Here is a 17457-nt window from a genome sequence, read left to right as displayed (position 1 = left end):
TAGATTACGTTAGTGTCAGTCACGTTACATTTTGCCTGAATGGCACAATTATTTGAAAGTTAACTAGAAATGACCGATCCACAAGTTGCCATTTTAATGTTGTGCCTGTTTATTCTGTTGGTACTACTTGGTTTTCCGATTGCGTTCACCTTGTTGGCCATGGGTGTTGGTTTTGGTTACTACGCCTATTATCAGGGCGGTATCGAAACGTTTGGTGATCTGTTCAGCAACAATATTTTCTATCTGCTGAACCAGAATACCTATTCGGTCATGGAAAATGATACGCTTGTTGCTATACCTCTGTTCCTGTTCATGGGCTATGTGGTCGAACGTGCGAATATTGTGAACAGATTATTCTATTCACTACAGATGGCCGCTCGGAATTTGCCGGGTTCAATGGCGATTGCGGCTCTTATTACATGTGCGGTATTTTCAACCGCGTCAGGTATCGTTGGTGCGGTGGTAACCTTGATGGGACTTCTCGCCTTTCCGGCGATGGCAACTGCCGGATATGACAAGAAGTTTGCCTCAGGGGTGATCTGTGCGGGTGGTACGCTGGGTATTCTTATTCCGCCATCGATCATGCTGATTGTATATGCTGCAATTGCCGAACTATCGCCTTTACGTCTCTATGCTGCGGCTATGTTCCCGGGTCTTTTGCTTGCGGGTCTCTATATCGTTTATGTGATTGTCCGGGTGATGTCGCAACCAAGTCTGGCGCCAAAGCCACGCGATGAGGACGTTCCGCCTGCGCGCAAGATCTATTGGGACTTGATGGTATCTTTCGTGCCGTTGACAGCATTAATCGGTACGGTGCTTGGGTCAATTCTAGGTGGTCTCGCAACGCCTGCCGAAGCGGCTGCTATGGGTGCGCTTGGCGGTCTGTTTCTTGCGCTTCTATATCGTTCGCTCAGCTGGGAAAAGGTTAAGGAGTCTGTGTTTCTGACGGCAAAGGCCACAGCTATGGTATGCTGGCTGTTTATCGGTTCGTGGACATTTGCGTCGGTGTTCTCATATCTTGGTGGCCATGATGTGATCGAACATTGGGTGCTGTCATTTGATCTGGAACCGTGGCAGTTCCTGGTGCTTGTGCAGATCATCATCTTTGTACTTGGTTGGCCACTCGAATGGTCCGAGATTTTGATTATTTTTGTACCGATCTTCCTGCCGATGCTGGATAATTTTGGTGTTAATCCTTATTTCTTTGCGATGCTTGTGGCGCTTAATTTGCAGACGTCCTTCCTGACGCCGCCAATGGCGATGTCGGCCTATTATCTGAAAGGCGTTCTGAAAAATCAGATCGAGCTGATGGATATTTTCAAAGGCATCCTGCCTTATCTGGCAATCGTTATCTTCTCGATGGTCTTGCTCTATCAATTCCCGGGTATCGCCCTATGGCTTCCGGACTATCTGTTCGGTGTATATGTTCAATAAAGCTGGTATAGGTTCGTTTTTTTAGAAATGGAAACGGTATGACATCTGCTTTGGAAATGGTACGCATGGTGCGTGACGGGCAGGTAACATCAGTCCAGCTTGTTACAGCCTGTTTTGACAAGATTGAAGAGGAAAATGACCAGCTAAAGGCATGGGCGCATATTGACCGCGATGCCGCACTGGCACGAGCCAGCGAGATGGATGCTATCCGCTTATCGGGCCGCCCTATGGGCGCGTTGCATGGTGTGCCTGTCGGGGTCAAGGACATTGTCGATACAATCGGGTTCCCAACCGAATTTGGCACACCAGTTATGGCTGGCCGCCAGCCAGTGAAAGATGCCCGTATTATTGCACAACTTATGGATGCGGGTGCGATCATCATAGGCAAAACGGTTACAACGCCATTTGCCTTTCTTGATCCATCAGAAACGCGCAACCCCCATAATCTGGACTTTTCGCCCGGAGGGTCGTCATCTGGTTCGGCAGTTGCTGTCGCGGCTGGGCATGTGCCAATTGCGATTGGTTCACAAACGAATGGTTCAGTTATCAGACCAGCGTCTTTTTGTGGAGTTTATGGGTTCAAACCAACGTCGGGTATTTTGCCGCGTACAGGTGTTCTGCAAACATCACAAACGTTGGATCAATTGGGCGTGTTTTCGCTATATCTTGAAGATGCTGCCTTGCTTGCTGATGTTCTGGCAATATACGAGCCTGCCGATAATGCATCATATCCTCGACCACGCCCTCAAATGTTGTCTGGTGCCCAAGCTGACGCCCCGATCGAACCTAATTTTGTCTGGCTTGAAATGCCATATTTCGGAAAGCTTGACGATGGTGCCCGTGAAGGGATGGACGAAGTTATCGACGCCCTTGGTGGACAAATTGAGAGAATTGACGCTGCGCAGTCTTTCAAGGACATGCCTGAAGCACACAAAATCATTCAGGATTATGAAATTTCACGTAATCTTGACTGGGCACTTCGTGATCATGAAGATCAGCTTTTTGACAAGTTTGCCGATATGCTACGCCGTGGTGCAAAAATCAGTACCGAAGATTATCAGGAAGCAATCGAATTTCGTATGGCGATGATGGGGTATTTCACTTCATTTTTCAAAGATTATGACGCGATCCTGACGCCAAGTTCAACGGGTCAGGCAACCAAGTTTGATGCAGGTACCGGCGACCCGATCTTTTGTACCTATTGGACGTTATGCGGTCTGCCATGCCTTACCTTGCCTATTTTAGGTTCTGTTGAGAATATGCCGATAGGTGTGCAACTTGTTGGCAATCGTGAAGAAGATGACCGTCTTATGCGTTCAGCGCGCTGGATGTTAAACAAATTATCTGCGCCACTTGACGAAGATGAAGACGCCAGTGAAAATGACTAAGGGAGTAAATAAATGATTTCGAGAACAACCAAATTGATATCAGCTTTTATTGCAACCGCGCTGGTTATGACCTTTGTGTTTGGTCTTGCCGAAAGCATAAGTTCGGGTTTTGCCGGATTTTATGGTGGGCTTCCATTCTGGGTTATTGCGATTGCGGTTATGTGCATGGCGTTTTACGACATGTATGACGAAGCCTTTAAAAAGAAGTAGGTTTCAGGCTTTAGCCTATTCGAGACTTTTATAAATATTTAACTCGTTCCAGTATTTTTCGGTAAGAATATTTGTATCTTTCAAGCGAAGCGAAAGGCTTCGTATGATAGCAATGATAACTGGGTCACTATCCTTTAGTTTTTGACGAATTTGCGCGCTGGCAATGATATTTATAATACAATTGGTCTTGGCAACGACGGTTGCTGACCGCGCCGAGTTGGTAACAGGAGCGCTTTCCCCAAAAATTTCACCAGGTCCAAGAATGGATAGCTGTAATCCGTTTTTGCTGACAATTTCCACATTGCCGCTATGGATGAGATATAATTCGTCTCCCGCATCACCTACGCTATAAATCACGTCGCCTTTTTTGAACGGACGAGACTGGTATTTGCGTGATGTTGGGCTCATAAGCCTGTCCCCATATAAGTTGATGTTAGTCATGCCAAGCACGACATTATTCAGGTGCGTTCGGCAATATTTGAAAATAGCATATTACAATAAATTAATACACAGAATGAAACGCTAATTTCATAATCTTGTCTGGTTATTCAACCCATGTACGGCTTCTGCGCGGTCCCAGATCACGGCTCATCCACTCGCTCATGGCATCAGCCAGATTTTTGGCACGTTGTCGGTTTTTCTTTAGATCCACATCAAGTGGTATGACAATGTCACCGTCAAGACGAACACGCGGTGGCGTATAGTCAGGGAATTTTTTTAGCAAATCCATCAATGCTTCCATAAGCGCAGATTCTTGCGTAGCCTGATCACTGGTTGTGTCATCAAAATCAGCATCAGGCAACAAAGCGTCGGTGGCGCGGCGGCTTTCAAATGTCATAATATCTCCTGTCTTTAATTGGTCGTTCTGCACAAAAATAGTCTATGGTAATCAGATAAGATTATTAAGAGACATTGAATTTTGCCGCCTGCGTCATATCTGTAGGTCATCACTCAGTCATGGTGCATGCAAAAAATGATCCAAATCTATTTTGATGGAAAATGTGGGCTTTGTAGCAAAGAAATCCTGTATTATCAGCACATAGCCCCAGCAGATGTTTTCGTCTGGCATGATATTGCAACTGATCCGTCCCCATTGGTGCCGCTTGACGTTGAACAAGCCGATGCATTGCGCCGTTTACATGCCAAAGACAGCATGGGCAATATGCATATTGGTGTTGATGCGTTTATTTTAATCTGGCGTCATTTACCACGGTGGCGTTTGCTGGCAGCGTTAGTGTCACTGCCCGGGATTAAACATGTAGCCCGTTTTGCCTATACACGCTTTGCCGATTATCGGTTTAAGCGGCTACCGCATTGCCAAATAGCATAGAGTCTAAAGCGCCTAGGCTAGGCAATATTCGCCAGATCGTTTATTGCCAACATGTTTTATGAGTGACTTTTCGGTCAAGGTGCGAAGACAGCGAAACAAAGTTGCACGTGGGATTAATCGTATATCAGTTTTTGATAACGTTAAATCAGCTAAGGATGTGTGAGAATTATTTGTTAATTCGTTATTGGCAATGGCCAGCAAGATGGCTGTTTCTGATGCTGTTAGATGCTTTATTCCAAGACGAATATTCAAGCTATCCAGCGATCTAATAAGATCAATATATTCAACTATTTCCTTACTAGCCACCATGATTTTGATTTCCAGTATGACTCACTATATCTACAGATTTTAAAAATAATGCAAAAGGCGACAATGCGCTAAAGAAAATGTACCAAATTCGTTAATTTTCAACATTTATGAGTTTTTAATTGTCATATTTTGCATGATTACATGAATTCGGAGCTAAGTATCAAAAGCTTGTATCGGCTCATTACATATGTTTGGATTTTCTCATGACAAATAAAGACTGGCTTCGCATTGTCGTTCTTGGCTTTTTATGGGGAAGTAGCTTTCTTTATGCCGAAATTCTCCTAGGCTATTTAAACCCACTTATGATCGTGTTTTTGCGTGTTAGTTTGGCGGGCTTGATCCTGCTCTTGATATGTTTGAAAAAACGCGCGCCAATAAAGCTGACAGGTAACGATATATTCAACATCAGCGTAATGGCGGCGTTGAATAATGTTATTCCCTTTAGCCTGATTGTGTGGGGGCAACAAACCACTACAGGCGGATTTGCATCAATCATTAATGCATCCACGGCATTTTTTTCTATCTTACTGGCTGCACTTTTCATTCCTCAGGAACGTCTTACGTGGAATCGAATTGGTGGGGTGATAATTGGTGTGGCTGGCGTTGCCATTGCGGTTGGCCCCGGCACTATATTTCAGTTTTCCAAAAACAATATTGGCGTATATTTGATTTTAATGGCGACAGTTTCTTATGCTTTTGCAGGTGTCTGGGCCAAGCTAAAGATGCAGAATCTACCGTCATTGGTGTCTGCCACAGGCATGCTTGTGGCCAGCGCGGTCATGATGATTCCCTTGCTATTTCTGACGGATAGTTTTGCGTTCACGCCAATTGATTTTTATGTGTTTTCGTTAGCATTGCAATTTGCTGTCATATGTTCGGTGCTCGCTTATCTCTTATATTTCAAAATTCTGGAGACGACAGGTGCGGGTAATTTGCTGATTTGTACGATCATTGTTCCGCCATCAGCTATTCTGCTTGAAATATTGGTGCTTGATGAAGTGATAGGCGTGAATGAGCTAGCTGGCCTGCTCATAGTGAGCGTCGGCATGGTTGTGCTGGATGGACGTTTATTGCGCCGTAGATAATTTTCAAAAAAGCGGACAATGCAATATTATTGCATTGATGAAAATATTGATAATACTGTAAACTTCATGTATGAATAAGCATCGAAAGGTTCTTATGAAACACCAAGTCAAAGACATTGCGCTGAAAAGCTGTATGAGTGCTGGTGCCGCGCTTACGCCAAGCAGATTGGTCATTTTTGAAATGATCGCGTCTCATGAGAAACCGGTTACGGCTTATGAATTGCAGTCCTATTTAAGCGCTGGAGGCAAGGCCTTCAATATTGCGACCATTTATCGTGTGCTTGATTTCTGGTGCAATATTGGCGTTGTGCATAAGATTGCCTCATTGAATAAATTCCGAATCTGTCAGGACCCAGATGAGGCGCATACGCATATCATGAATGTGTGTACGCAATGCGAAACTGTTATTGAAAGTTGTAATGAACGTATGGGACTAGATCTGAATAAAGGTTCGGCAGCCATTGGCATGACCATTCCTGCAAACTCCCATGTTGAAATACCTGTTATCTGTGCGGAGTGTCGTTAAGAATGGAACATATTTTAGAGCATTATCTTTTTGCCGAAAATGCAAATCTACGAGGCTTTGTGTTTGGCTTTGTCCATGTTGGAATCATGCTGATTGGCTATTATTCGGGATGGAGCATTAACCGTTTTATCAAAATAGCGTCTAATGGATATATTGCGGGTGTTTTTGGCGCCGCTTTATCACATATCATTGCTGATCTGATCGCTAGCTATATTGATCCGCATGTTCGTAGCATGGTTGTTGGTATCGTTGTTGGCGGTATAATCCCGCTTGCCTTTGTGCCCTTGCTTGAACGGTATGTTGTTAAAAGCAAACATCATATCGTTGTAGGCGATCATGAAGATATTGAACAGGATCTGAAATCACATTGATTTGAGCCGCAGATTGCCTGAGGATGACGTGCCTTGCTTCCAGTCAGGCATGAAACACGCGCTAGGTTACAAGCTTGAGCGTTGTGCATGTCACCATCTTTTTGCGTGGCAAGCAGTAGGTGTCTTCGTTACCTGTTTCTTTGAAGCCAAGTTTTCCCAGGACGTGCGCTGATGCATCATTGCCGTTGATATAGCTGGCTTTGATATGCTTGGCGTCATATGTGCATTTTACAACGTTAAGAAAGGCATGTGCAGCTTCGATCACATAGCCATGCCCCCAATGTGACGCGCCAAGCCAATAGCCCAATTCATAAGATTGCTCGGCGGTATCCTCGGCCAGTAGCACACCGCCAATTAACGTATGATGCCTGAAAATACTAAGATTGAAGGGGTGATCTTTTGTCATGTGCAGAAATTCATCGGCGTGACTTTCTGTATAAGGGTAGGGAACCCGCGTGAGCCATTTGGCAACGTCCCATGTGCCGATTTGTTCAATAAGAGCATGTTTGTCACTATGTGCTGGCTTGCGCAAAACGAGGCGCTGTGTGGAGATAACGGTCATGATTCAGCTGAGTTTAACAGCGTTGTGAGTTTCTATATCAATAGACATGTCGATTTACACTATTATATCTAGAGAGATAACAACAATAGGTGAGGCTATAATGTTTAAAAACCCAAAATATCTTGAATGGTTTGGCGTAATTACCGCGATTATCTATTCGATGTTGGTAGCCCTTAATATAGGTGCAGAATTTGTTGGCTTCACGCTGTTATTTGTGTCCGCAATTTCAATTGGACTTTGGGCATATGCTGGCAAGCATAGAGGCATTTTGTTTCTGCAGTTTTTCTATGCTACGGCTGGCATTGTCGGCATGCTCAGATGGTTCTAGGTGATGTCCTGAATATAAGATCAAGAGGGCTTGTGCCAAGCAGATAGCCAATAAACAGCTTTGCTAAAGAGGCGATGCCGTGACACAATATTGCAATATCTAAGGGCTATTGTCTTTCGATCACGTTACTTACTATAGGACATTTACAATGTATTTTTTAACATCAAAATCGATCGCTACTGCGGGACTGACTGCAATTGCAGGTATAATGACTGTAACCGCCGCGATGGCAGATTATTCGCTGACCATCCTGCATACCAACGATTTCCATGCGCGGTTTCAGCCGATAAGCAAATATGACAATGCTTGTGGTGCAGACGCAAACGCCGAAGGCAAATGCTTTGGTGGGTCTGCCCGTCTGGTAAGCGCTGTTTCAGATGCCAGAGCACGTGCTGGCAACTCTATTCTTGTAGATGGTGGTGACCAGTTCCAGGGTTCGCTATTCTATACCTATTATAAAGGCAAAGTCGCCGCCGAGATGATGAATAAGCTTGGATATGACGCGATGACAGTTGGCAATCATGAATTTGATGATGGCCCCAAAGTGCTACGTGAATTTATCGATAATGTGAAATTTCCGGTATTGATGTCGAATGCCGATATTACGCGTGAGCCGCTTCTGGCTTCATCTTTGCCTAAGTCGGTGGTAATTGAACGTGGTGGTGAAAAGCTTGGTCTGATTGGTCTGACCCCGATCGACACGCATGAGCTGGCCAGCCCAGGCAACAATATCACCTTCACCGATCCGGCCAAGGCCGTACAGCAGGAAGTAGATAAGCTGACCGCCAATGGTATCAACAAGATTATTGTGTTGTCCCATTCAAGCTATATGGTTGACCAGCATGTAGCCGCGCGTACGACAGGCGTTGATGTGATTGTTGGGGGACATTCAAACACATATTTATCAAATGTCAGTGACCGCGCTACGGGACCTTATCCGACAATGGTAGGTGATACGGCGATTGTACAGGCCTATGCTTATGGCAAGTTTTTGGGCGAATTGAATGTGATATTTGACGATGCTGGCAAGATTAAATCTGCCTCGGGTGAGCCTCTGACCCTTGATAAGGAGGTGCAGGAAGACGCACCGACTAAGACGCGCATTGCCACACTGGCTAAGCCGTTGGTGGAAATCGAACAGAAAATCGTTGCTAGTGCGGATGCAAAGATTATTGGCGACCGAGATGTTTGCCGCGTTCAGGAATGCGCGATGGGTAACCTTGTTGCCGATGCGATGCTGGCAGAAGTCGCCGATCAGGGCGTGACAATCGCAATTCAGAATTCGGGCGGTCTGCGTGCCTCAATCGATGCTGGTGACGTCAGCATGGGTGAAGTTTATTCGGTATTACCGTTCCAGAACACATTATCGACATTTAAGGTAACAGGCGCCACGCTGGTTGCGGCATTGGAAAATGGTGTCAGCCAGATTGAAGATGTGAAAGGCCGTTTTCCACAGGTGGCGGGCATGAAATTCACCTTTGATGCGTCGGTTGCTCCGAATGAAGGCCGCATAACGTCGGTGATGGTAAAGGCTGATGGTGGTTGGGAAAGCATCGATAAAGATGCGCTCTATTACGTTGTGTCAAACAATTATGTCCGCGGCGGCGGCGATGGTTATAAAATGTTCCGCGCGGCACAGGATGTCTATGATTATGGTCCTGATCTAGCCGATGTGGTCGCAGCCTATATGGCGACTCATGCCCCATATAAGCCGTTCACCGAAGGACGGATTGTCCAGCAATAGGGTATCGCCCCCGGATAAAGATAATTACCGCGCACTGCGATTATGGGTGCGTCTGACACGACAGAAAAGCAGGGGCGCAAGTCCCTGTTTTTTGGTTTGGTGGAATCAAGTGTCGATGTTTCTTAATTAGAGTACAATATTACTCGGTGCAACAACTACTCATTGGTAATATATGTTCGGACATGTAGAAGGTGTCAGTATAGGGCAAATTTTTGATTCAAGAGCAGCACTAGCTGAAGCTGGTGTCCATACTCCATCACAAGCAAGTATTTGGGGTGCGGCGGAGGGTGCTTATTCAATCGTGCTTTCTGGTGGTTACGAAGATGATGTCGATGAGTTGGATTATATTTTATTTACCGGTCAAGGTGGACGAGATCCATATACCGGCCATCAAGTAGCCGATCAAGAATTTATAAGAGGGAACAAAGGCCTTAAATTGAGTTGCGAATATAACTTGCCTGTTAGGGTTACTCGCGGACATCAAATTGAAGGCGGTCCTGAAAGCGGATACCGATATGATGGTCTCTATTATGTTAAAAAATACGAAAGAGTTAGAGGCTCAAGCAATTTTTTAATTTGCCGATTCCATCTAGCAAGTCAACAAAGTTGGGAAGATGTAGAAGAAAAGTTAGAGGGAACTTTTAAGAACATATATCAAAAAGTTGATCGCAATTTATCCTTGGTGTCCCGATTGAAACGTGACGTTAAGTTGAGCGAAAAACTTAAAACTATGTATGACCACACTTGTCAGGTATGTGGTGTGAAGCTTGATTCTCCTTTTGGGCCAATAGCAATTGGTGCCCATATAAAAGCGTTAGGTTATCCTCATAATGGTCCTGATATTATTCAAAATATGCTTTGCTTATGTCCAAACCATCATGAGCAATTTGATGCTTTAACTTATTATATAGACCCCAAACAATTTTTAATAAAAAATTTAATCGATCTTCATGGGCAGAGAATATATGTGCATGAGAACCACAAAATTTCCACTGAATTTCTTGATTGTCATCTGCTTCAATATAAAAAATCTTATTAAAACAGATACTTTTAGCCTCTTATACATTTAAATTGCGAGTAAAATTAACGTGAGGGTGTTCAAGTCCAAACTTTTTTCTATGCATAAAACGCACTTTAGCTTTGTTGCATCAAACGTTAGCATATTTATCAGGTAGGCTGGTTTGAAACTGGCTTGCCATGTCAAAATGCCTATTTAGATCGTCATGCAGGAAAACAGATGCCAAAAGACAATATCCCAGATCACAATGTTCCAGATCACATTATTCGCAACGGACTGGTGATTGATGGGACTGGTAATGCAGGTATCAAGGCCGATATTGGCATTTTGAATGACCGGATTGTGGCTATTGGTGATCTGTCTCATATCGATGCCAGGCAGGTGACTGATGCAACTGGTTTGGTGGTCGCGCCCGGTTTCATTGATGTGCATACGCATGATGATGCCGCGCTGATTATTCGCCCAGATATGGAAGCTAAGCTTAGTCAGGGTGTGACAACGGTGATTTGTGGTAATTGCGGTATCAGCGGTGCGCCCTATGATCTGAATAGAGAGCCCCCCGGCTTGCTTCGTCTGGTGTTCAAATCAGAAGAATTTGTCGCGCCTGATCTTGCTAGCTATATGGCCAAGGTCGATGCCGCCCAGCCATCGGTCAATAGTGCGTTTCTGACGGGGCATACCACATTGCGAATGAATGCGATGGGCGATGATCTTGATCGTGCGGCAACGTCTGATGAAATTGACTATATGAAAGGCCAGCTTGAACAGGCGATGCGGGATGGCTCCATTGGCCTGTCAACAGGGCTGTTCTATGATCCAGCGCATGCGGCACCCACCGAAGAGGTTGTCGCGTTGGCCAGCGTTCTGGCAGATTATGATGGCATCTATACAACGCATATGCGTGACGAAGCTGACCACGTTGTCGAAAGCGTTGAAGAATCCATACAGATTGGCGCTAGGGCAAATGTGCCAGTGATAATTTCGCATCATAAATGCCAAGGAAAGCAGAATTTTGGGCGTAGCGCCGAAACGCTGAAAATCATGGCTGCGGCGCGTAAAACCCAGCCGGTGGCGCTGGATATTTATCCCTATGACGCCTGTTCGACTGTGTTGAACAAAACCAATGTCATGGGTGCGTTACGTACGATGGTGACATGGTCGGATCCACATCCTGAAATGTCTGGTCGTGATCTTGACGATATTGCAGATGAACTTGGCATCAGCCCGCTAGAGGCGATGGAAAAGCTGATGCCGGGCGGGGCTATTTATTTCATGATGGATGAAGCTGATATTGACCGGATCATGACATCGGAAAATGCGATGATCGGATCGGATGGCTTGCCTGAGGATGCACATCCGCATCCCCGATTATGGGGCACATTTCCACGGGTGCTTGGGCATTATGTACGCGAAAAAAAGCTTATGCCTTTAAATGAGGCGGTGCATCGTATGACGGGCCTGTCGGCGGGCAACTTCATGCTCAAAGACCGTGGCCTGATCCGACAAGGTTATTATGCCGACATCACAATTTTTAATGCGGATACAGTGATTGATAAAGCCACCTATGAAAAGCCAAAGCAATATGCGTTGGGAATTGAGACGGTTATCGTCAATGGCCAGATCGCGTGGCAAAACGGTGGCGCATCAGGCGCACGCGTTGGCAAAGTGTTGAAACGGACAGGCACCTGATTGGCTTGTCTATCATTTCCGCGTGATTAAAAAGGTATAATCATCTTTAACCTCGCGGGTGGCGATGGCATGGGTGGCGCCAAAACGGGCGCTTGCCTTGGCAATAAAATCAGCGCGGTTCACGTAAAAAATCTGATTGCTGATTTTTGTTTCAGGCGCGCATAAAAGATTAAGTGCCATGCCCATGCGGCTGTTCTGCCAGCAGGAATCCAGACAGGCAAACATATAGGCTTCCCAGCGTTTGGTATCGTCGATATGGCATAGATTAAAGGTGCCCGAAAACACACTGAAATCGACAGGTGAAACAGGCTTTTTGCCAATTTTGAACAAATGCGCTGCGGTCGGGAAATTATCCTGACATGCGGCGATCATCGCTGGGTTTATATCCAGCCCCATATAGCGCAGATGGGTAAATTGGGGGCGTGCGCGAATGAATTCCAGCATGGCTCCGTATCCGCAACCGATATCAGCGATGCTAAGGGTGCGGGGTTTTGGCTTTGTCCAGGCAACATGGCCTGTCACGCGTGATAAAAGTGCGGCAAAGCGAACCATCTGGTTTTGCCGTGAATTCCAGAACACGCCCTGAGGTGTACTGCCGCGTTCTTCCAGCCGTTCGGCATAAGCCTTATTCAAACTACGTTCGATGATTGTGCTAGTGATATTGTGAAAAAAAGTGCTTAGCATTAGGTGCCTAATTTGATGTCAGCGCCAGACCATAATCATCAAGGCGGTCTTTGAGGAATGCATATTCGCGGCGCGCATCATGCATCATGCCTTTATTGATGGTTACAAATCTAAAATCTTCCTGTATTTCCGCAAAACGAATAGGTGTGATGGTGTCATCCATCCATGGCCAGCAGAAAAGCGAATTACCATAGTCTTTGCCTGCGCGATTAAGCGACATAAAAAATACCTGATTTTCAAGGGCGCGCGTTGTCGCAAAGGCATGCCAAGATTGAAATGACGGATCACGGAAATAGGCACCACTATGCAAGATGACATCAACTCCATGATTCACCACCAAAGTTCGCGTCAGTTCGGGCATACGAATGTCGTAGCAGATGATGGGTGCAAGGCAGAATTCTTTGACCGTGAAGGTGAATAAATGGGACCCGCGTTTGAAATAGTCCTTTTCCATCGACGCGCCATAATGTGCCAGATGAAGCTTGTCATAATGCCCGACCAATTTGCCATCTGGATTGACAACGGCAACGCAAATGAAATAGCCGTTCTGATCCTGTCGTGCAAAGCTGTAGCTGATAAATACATTATATTCACAGGCTACATCGCGCCATATTTCAAAAGATGCGCCATTCAGTGGCTCGGCAATCTCATCTAAACAGTCAAAGGTTGCGCGCGCGTAATCAATGCTTGAAAGCTCAGGTAAAACGACAAGATCAGCATGATGATGCGATAATTGCTGGCGTATCTTTGCGGCCATAACCGCCAAATGCGCATCACGTTCCCTTAATGATGTCATGGTTGGGATGTCTATTTGGCATCCCAATAAGGTCATTGTGTCTGTCGCTGTCATATCCAGTGCCCTCAAACTTGACAGGCCACTATGTTTTGGCGGCAATAACAGTCACTTCGACAAGCAATTCTTCAGATGCCATTTCGACACGACCACAGGCACGCGCTGGCGCGGTGCCATCGGGAACCCATGCTTCCCAGACTTTGTTCATGGCATCAAAATCATCCATCGATTTTAGCCATATGACAGTCTGTAGAAGATGCTCCTTTGAACTCCCTGCCTCAGCCAGTAACGCATCTACACGTGATAAAGCTTCGGTGGTTTGCGCTTCGATTGATTCGCCACGATTGCCGACCTGACCACATAAATAGATAGTGTCGTTATGCGTTACAATTTTACTCATACGTTGGCTGGTATGCATACGTTCAATGGTCATAATGTGGACTCCTATGAAGGGTGATTGCTATTCATGGTAAAAGGCAAAGCCTATCAATGTCAAAGATCGACATAGCTAGACATATGTATCAGATAGGCTAGTCTTATTAGACTAAATTCCAGCCAAAGCCGCGTCCAGATCAGCAATGATGTCTTCTGCGTTTTCGATGCCAATGGAAAGCCGTAACAGATTGTCGCCTACGCTTGCCGCTAGGCGTTGTTCTTCGGAAAGCTGGCGATGGGTTGTCGAAGCCGGATGTACGATCAATGTTCGTGTGTCCCCAACATTTGCCAGATGTGAAATCAGATTACAGCGATGTACAACATTTTTGGCTACTTCATAGTCACCTTTGATCGAAACTGTAAAAACCGAACCAAAGCCGAATTTGAAATATTTTTTGGCTAACGCGTTATAAGGGCTGGTGGACAGGCCGGCCCATGAAACGCTTTCAACCTTTTTATGGTTATTCAGGAAATTAGCCACGGTTGCGGCGTTATCCATATGTTTTTGCATGCGAAGCGGAAGGGTTTCCATGCCCATCAATGTCAGAAAGGCATTATGCGGTGACATGGTTGGCCCCAAATCACGAAGCGCATTGGCATGGCAATATGTGATATAGCCCAGATTTCCAAACGTTTCGGCAAATGTGATACCGTGATAGGCGGAATCTGGTTCGGCCAGCGCTGGATAACCGCGTCCACCTAGCCAGTCAAAGTTCCCTGTGTCAACAATCGCGCCACCCATTGCATTCCCATGTCCAGACAGAAATTTGGTCGTTGAATAGATCACCAGATCAGCACCATAGGCACCAGGCTGGCACAAAATAGGTGTCGCCATGGTATTATCGATGATGAGAGGGATGCCAGCGTCATGAGCAATATCAGCCAATGTTTCAATATCGGAAATATTACCATCGGGGTTGGCAAGACTTTCGGCAAACAAGGCTGCAACGGTGTCGTCAGCTACCGCGGCACGCACCGCATCCATATCACGTACATCGACAAAAGTAGCGTCCCAGCCAAAATTCTTAAAAGTTGTGCCAAATTGTGTGATTGATCCGCCATAAAGACGGTTGCTAGCGATGATTTTGCGGCCAGGTGCCATCAATGGAAATAGACCAACCATTTGCGCGGCATGTCCAGATGCCACACAACAGGCACCAATAGCGTTATCGAGTGCAGCTATGCGCTGTTCAAGTGCCGCAGTGGTCGGGTTTGAAAGGCGTGCATAGATATTGCCCGGCTCTTGTAGATTATAGAGGCCACTAGCGTGATCTGTATCATCAAAAACAAAAGCAGTTGTCTGGTGAATAGGTTGAATGCGCGATCCAGACGCTGGATCGGGACGTGTTCCTGCATGTACAGCCAAAGTATCAAGATTATTTGTTTTAAACAGGCCACCATCTCGTGCTGGCGGCGGCGGCGGTGATACTGGCGCACGGTGCGATGATAAAAAGCCTGAATAGAAACCACCTAACCCCAGCAAACCTGATAAACGTGAATGTTCGATCTTGGTGCAACGGTTCATAATTGCGGTCATGCCAGCGGCCTCTGCGGCGGCGGCGGCTTTAACGTTTTCAACGCCGATCTGCATCCAAACATTTTTTGCACCAACCGCAATGGCTTCGTTAACAATCGACTCACACCGTGCGGATTGTTGAAAAATATCCACTAAATCTATTGATTCAGGAATGTCTGCTAGCGTGGCATAGCAAAGCTCACCCAAAATGTTCTGACCGGCTGAACCTGGATTTACTGGAATGATACGGTATCCATGTTTTTGTAGATAGCGCATGACAAAATAGGAAGGCCGTTTCCAATTACGGCTAGCACCCACCATAGCGATGGTTTTTGTATATGCCAGAATTTCAGCAATTTTGAAATCATTATCCGTTACAGAATGATCTGGACTCATCACGGGCTCCTTGGCTATGCGCCATTTGGAATGTTTTCTAAGGGGTATAGCAAAGTCATCATCAATAGACAGATGTGCTTTTATGGCAATTGCTAATCCATATTTAAAATATATTTCAATAATGTGGCGGCGGCACATCCTCATCGGGGCTAAGTATGCCGCTATCGGTTGGAACGTTTTGAAGCTTGCTTGATAGATTTCCAATCGCGTTGCGTAACTGCTCAATTTCTCTTTGTTGCGCATAAAGTTCGTCACTCATCTGCGAAAGCTCGGCTTGCAGAATGGCGGTTTGTTCTTCGAGTTTTTTGATTTTGCTGTCCATAGCCCTTTTTAGCATTGTTCAGCGTCTGCGCAAGGTGTGACATGCCGACTGATGCGCTTGATAGCAATGCGTTTTCTGCGTGACTTTACTGTGTACATAGCCATATGGTTTCAGTGATAACGCCGGATAGTCGGTGACTTTGACAGGAAATTCATATGGACTGGCGCACCAAGCTACTTGACCCAACCCCACAAGCACGTAACGACTTTAACGCTTTGACCACACCTGTTTATCGTGGCTCAACGGTTGTTTTCGAAAGTCAGGAAAAGGTGAGTGATGACTGGCAACATGCCGAGAATGGCTATTCCTATGGGCTGTACGGTACGCCAACAACGCTTGAGCTTGCCACGCGTATTACCACTATCGAGGGCGCGCATCGCACCTTTATCGTACCAGGCGGCCAGGCGGCTATAGCGCTTGTTTATATGGCGTTTTGCAAAGCAGGTAGCCATGCGCTTGTGCCTTTTTCAGCCTATGGCCCTAATCGGGAAATGGCCGAGGGGATGTTACGTGACTTTGGCGTAGATGTTGAGGCCTATGATCCGCTCATTGGGGCGGACATCAGCACGTTGATACGTGATAATACCACCCTTATATGGTGCGAAAGCCCCGGTTCGGTAACGATGGAAGTTCAGGATGTGCCAGCAATTGTTGCCGCCGCCCATAGCCGAAATGTTTCGGTGGCACTTGATAACACATATGCTGCAGGTGTGCTGTTTGATGCCTTTGCGCATGAGGTTGATGTCAGCATTCAGGCATTGACCAAATATGTTGGGGGGCATAGCGACCTTCTTTTAGGGTCTGTATCAACTCGTGATGCACAGGCCTATAACGCGCTTGGTTCGGTTTATCGTCAACTTGGCTTGGCAGTGTCACCTGATGATTGTTCATTGGCGTTGCGCGGCTTACAAACATTGGCAGTGCGCCTTGATCACCTTGAAAAATCAACATTGATGGTAGCGCAATGGCTTGCTGGACATGCGAAGATTGCCAGTGTATTTCATCCGGCCTTACCCTCTTGCCCTGGACACGCCAACTGGCAGCGTGATTTTACTGGCTCGGCAAGCGTGTTTTCATTTCTGTTCAATGACGATGTTGCCCCAGAACAGGTAGTGGCTTTTTTGAACGCGTTGAACATATTCAAAATTGGTCTGAGCTGGGGCGGTGTAACAAGTCTTGCGGTTGTTTATCCCGATCTTGATCGACCAGGACAAGATTTTGGTGGCCGTCTGGTCAGATTAAATATTGGCCTTGAAAATACAGATGATCTGATTGCTGATCTGGAACAGGCCATTACTGGTTAAACGATCAGCCTTA

At 46.0% G+C, this 17457-nt stretch carries 20 protein-coding genes; 12 read left to right on the top strand and 8 right to left on the bottom strand.

Annotated elements, in window-relative coordinates:
* The first annotated feature begins 69 nt into the window (after positions 1–69).
* The 3 genes from ABNT28_RS00950 to ABNT28_RS00940 are packed head-to-tail and all read left to right on the top strand — an operon-like array spanning position 70 to position 3032.
* Complete coding sequence (locus ABNT28_RS00950; protein WP_332923520.1) at positions 70–1434, top strand: TRAP transporter large permease subunit; 1365 nt, start codon at positions 70–72, stop codon at positions 1432–1434.
* A gap of 38 nt (positions 1435–1472) precedes the next feature.
* On the top strand, positions 1473–2822 hold the full coding sequence (locus ABNT28_RS00945) for an amidase (RefSeq protein ID WP_332923519.1): 1350 nt from the start codon (positions 1473–1475) through the stop codon (positions 2820–2822).
* 12 nt (positions 2823–2834) lie between these two features.
* Positions 2835–3032, top strand: coding sequence for a hypothetical protein (locus tag ABNT28_RS00940; protein ID WP_332923518.1), 198 nt, complete (start codon positions 2835–2837; stop codon positions 3030–3032).
* A gap of 15 nt (positions 3033–3047) precedes the next feature.
* Here ABNT28_RS00940 and ABNT28_RS00935 read toward each other — a convergent pair whose 3' ends face one another.
* Together ABNT28_RS00935 and ABNT28_RS00930 are read right to left on the bottom strand one after the other, a co-directional pair.
* Positions 3048–3440 carry a cyclic nucleotide-binding domain-containing protein gene (locus ABNT28_RS00935; RefSeq protein WP_332923517.1) on the bottom strand — a complete coding sequence of 131 codons (393 nt, stop codon included), beginning with the start codon at positions 3438–3440 and terminating at the stop codon, positions 3048–3050.
* A 136-nt stretch (positions 3441–3576) separates the two neighbouring features.
* Entirely contained in the window at positions 3577–3870 is a 294-nt protein-coding gene (locus ABNT28_RS00930; protein WP_332923516.1) for a hypothetical protein, read from the bottom strand.
* A gap of 135 nt (positions 3871–4005) precedes the next feature.
* Between ABNT28_RS00930 and ABNT28_RS00925 the strand changes: the two genes are divergently transcribed.
* The 4 genes from ABNT28_RS00925 to ABNT28_RS00910 all read left to right on the top strand — a co-directional run bounded on the left by ABNT28_RS00925 (position 4006) and on the right by ABNT28_RS00910 (position 6653).
* Positions 4006–4362 (top strand): DUF393 domain-containing protein, encoded by a 357-nt coding sequence (locus ABNT28_RS00925; protein ID WP_332923515.1) that lies wholly within the window; start codon positions 4006–4008, stop codon positions 4360–4362.
* A 512-nt stretch (positions 4363–4874) separates the two neighbouring features.
* Positions 4875–5756 carry a DMT family transporter gene (locus ABNT28_RS00920; RefSeq protein ID WP_332923514.1) on the top strand — a complete coding sequence of 294 codons (882 nt, stop codon included), beginning with the start codon at positions 4875–4877 and terminating at the stop codon, positions 5754–5756.
* Positions 5757–5850: 94 nt separating this feature from the next.
* Positions 5851–6282, top strand: coding sequence for a transcriptional repressor (locus ABNT28_RS00915; RefSeq protein ID WP_332923513.1), 432 nt, complete (start codon positions 5851–5853; stop codon positions 6280–6282).
* Positions 6283–6284: 2 nt separating this feature from the next.
* A complete protein-coding gene (locus ABNT28_RS00910) occupies positions 6285–6653 on the top strand; it encodes a hypothetical protein (RefSeq protein ID WP_332923512.1) in 369 nt (122 codons plus the stop codon).
* A 61-nt stretch (positions 6654–6714) separates the two neighbouring features.
* Here ABNT28_RS00910 and ABNT28_RS00905 read toward each other — a convergent pair whose 3' ends face one another.
* On the bottom strand, positions 6715–7215 hold the full coding sequence (locus tag ABNT28_RS00905; RefSeq protein ID WP_332923511.1) for a GNAT family N-acetyltransferase: 501 nt from the start codon (positions 7213–7215) through the stop codon (positions 6715–6717).
* Positions 7216–7315: 100 nt separating this feature from the next.
* Here ABNT28_RS00905 and ABNT28_RS00900 point away from each other — a divergent pair, with 100 nt between their 5' ends.
* From ABNT28_RS00900 to ABNT28_RS00885, 4 genes are all read left to right on the top strand, one after another.
* Entirely contained in the window at positions 7316–7543 is a 228-nt protein-coding gene (locus tag ABNT28_RS00900) for a hypothetical protein (protein ID WP_332923510.1), read from the top strand.
* Positions 7544–7691: 148 nt separating this feature from the next.
* Positions 7692–9287, top strand: coding sequence for a bifunctional metallophosphatase/5'-nucleotidase (locus ABNT28_RS00895; RefSeq protein WP_332923509.1), 1596 nt, complete (start codon positions 7692–7694; stop codon positions 9285–9287).
* 172 nt (positions 9288–9459) lie between these two features.
* Positions 9460–10326: a YDG/SRA domain-containing protein gene (locus ABNT28_RS00890; protein WP_348720858.1), complete on the top strand. Its 867-nt coding sequence runs from the start codon at positions 9460–9462 to the stop codon at positions 10324–10326.
* Between the two features lie 198 nt (positions 10327–10524).
* A complete protein-coding gene (locus ABNT28_RS00885) occupies positions 10525–11994 on the top strand; it encodes a D-aminoacylase (RefSeq protein WP_348720857.1) in 1470 nt (489 codons plus the stop codon).
* A gap of 12 nt (positions 11995–12006) precedes the next feature.
* On the opposite strand, the gene ABNT28_RS00880 is transcribed toward ABNT28_RS00885, so the two are convergent.
* The 5 genes from ABNT28_RS00880 to ABNT28_RS00860 all read right to left on the bottom strand — a co-directional run bounded on the left by ABNT28_RS00880 (position 12007) and on the right by ABNT28_RS00860 (position 16140).
* Positions 12007–12678 carry a class I SAM-dependent methyltransferase gene (locus ABNT28_RS00880; protein WP_332923505.1) on the bottom strand — a complete coding sequence of 224 codons (672 nt, stop codon included), beginning with the start codon at positions 12676–12678 and terminating at the stop codon, positions 12007–12009.
* Positions 12679–12685: 7 nt separating this feature from the next.
* Positions 12686–13528 carry a carbon-nitrogen hydrolase family protein gene (locus ABNT28_RS00875; protein ID WP_348720856.1) on the bottom strand — a complete coding sequence of 281 codons (843 nt, stop codon included), beginning with the start codon at positions 13526–13528 and terminating at the stop codon, positions 12686–12688.
* Positions 13529–13556: 28 nt separating this feature from the next.
* Complete coding sequence (locus tag ABNT28_RS00870) at positions 13557–13904, bottom strand: RidA family protein (RefSeq protein WP_332923503.1); 348 nt, start codon at positions 13902–13904, stop codon at positions 13557–13559.
* A 111-nt stretch (positions 13905–14015) separates the two neighbouring features.
* The gene (locus ABNT28_RS00865) at positions 14016–15818 is read right to left on the bottom strand and encodes an aminotransferase class I/II-fold pyridoxal phosphate-dependent enzyme (RefSeq protein WP_332923502.1); all 1803 of its coding nucleotides are present in this window, start codon (positions 15816–15818) and stop codon (positions 14016–14018) included.
* Positions 15819–15933: 115 nt separating this feature from the next.
* Positions 15934–16140, bottom strand: a complete 207-nt coding sequence (locus ABNT28_RS00860; protein WP_332923501.1) for a SlyX family protein — start codon at positions 16138–16140, stop codon at positions 15934–15936.
* 155 nt (positions 16141–16295) lie between these two features.
* Between ABNT28_RS00860 and ABNT28_RS00855 the strand changes: the two genes are divergently transcribed.
* A complete protein-coding gene (locus tag ABNT28_RS00855) occupies positions 16296–17444 on the top strand; it encodes a cystathionine beta-lyase (RefSeq protein WP_332923500.1) in 1149 nt (382 codons plus the stop codon).
* The last annotated feature ends 13 nt before the right edge of the window (positions 17445–17457 follow it).

Origin of the sequence: uncultured Candidatus Puniceispirillum sp., assembly GCF_963979125.1 — a bacterium.
GTDB lineage: Bacteria > Pseudomonadota > Alphaproteobacteria > Puniceispirillales > Puniceispirillaceae > Puniceispirillum.
This window is presented reverse-complemented; position numbering and strand designations above follow the sequence as displayed.

Coding starts and splice junctions, on each gene's coding strand:
- ABNT28_RS00895 (WP_332923509.1), top strand. CDS start 7,692: ATGTATTTTTTAACATCAAAATCGATCGCTACTGCGGGACTGACTGCA.
- ABNT28_RS00860 (WP_332923501.1), bottom strand. CDS start 16,140: ATGGACAGCAAAATCAAAAAACTCGAAGAACAAACCGCCATTCTGCAA.
- ABNT28_RS00855 (WP_332923500.1), top strand. CDS start 16,296: ATGGACTGGCGCACCAAGCTACTTGACCCAACCCCACAAGCACGTAAC.
- ABNT28_RS00940 (WP_332923518.1), top strand. CDS start 2,835: ATGATTTCGAGAACAACCAAATTGATATCAGCTTTTATTGCAACCGCG.
- ABNT28_RS00935 (WP_332923517.1), bottom strand. CDS start 3,440: ATGAGCCCAACATCACGCAAATACCAGTCTCGTCCGTTCAAAAAAGGC.
- ABNT28_RS00950 (WP_332923520.1), top strand. CDS start 70: ATGACCGATCCACAAGTTGCCATTTTAATGTTGTGCCTGTTTATTCTG.
- ABNT28_RS00885 (WP_348720857.1), top strand. CDS start 10,525: ATGCCAAAAGACAATATCCCAGATCACAATGTTCCAGATCACATTATT.
- ABNT28_RS00915 (WP_332923513.1), top strand. CDS start 5,851: ATGAAACACCAAGTCAAAGACATTGCGCTGAAAAGCTGTATGAGTGCT.
- ABNT28_RS00875 (WP_348720856.1), bottom strand. CDS start 13,528: ATGACAGCGACAGACACAATGACCTTATTGGGATGCCAAATAGACATC.
- ABNT28_RS00905 (WP_332923511.1), bottom strand. CDS start 7,215: ATGACCGTTATCTCCACACAGCGCCTCGTTTTGCGCAAGCCAGCACAT.
- ABNT28_RS00910 (WP_332923512.1), top strand. CDS start 6,285: ATGGAACATATTTTAGAGCATTATCTTTTTGCCGAAAATGCAAATCTA.
- ABNT28_RS00890 (WP_348720858.1), top strand. CDS start 9,460: ATGTTCGGACATGTAGAAGGTGTCAGTATAGGGCAAATTTTTGATTCA.
- ABNT28_RS00945 (WP_332923519.1), top strand. CDS start 1,473: ATGACATCTGCTTTGGAAATGGTACGCATGGTGCGTGACGGGCAGGTA.
- ABNT28_RS00930 (WP_332923516.1), bottom strand. CDS start 3,870: ATGACATTTGAAAGCCGCCGCGCCACCGACGCTTTGTTGCCTGATGCT.
- ABNT28_RS00900 (WP_332923510.1), top strand. CDS start 7,316: ATGTTTAAAAACCCAAAATATCTTGAATGGTTTGGCGTAATTACCGCG.
- ABNT28_RS00880 (WP_332923505.1), bottom strand. CDS start 12,678: ATGCTAAGCACTTTTTTTCACAATATCACTAGCACAATCATCGAACGT.
- ABNT28_RS00920 (WP_332923514.1), top strand. CDS start 4,875: ATGACAAATAAAGACTGGCTTCGCATTGTCGTTCTTGGCTTTTTATGG.
- ABNT28_RS00925 (WP_332923515.1), top strand. CDS start 4,006: ATGATCCAAATCTATTTTGATGGAAAATGTGGGCTTTGTAGCAAAGAA.
- ABNT28_RS00870 (WP_332923503.1), bottom strand. CDS start 13,904: ATGACCATTGAACGTATGCATACCAGCCAACGTATGAGTAAAATTGTA.
- ABNT28_RS00865 (WP_332923502.1), bottom strand. CDS start 15,818: ATGAGTCCAGATCATTCTGTAACGGATAATGATTTCAAAATTGCTGAA.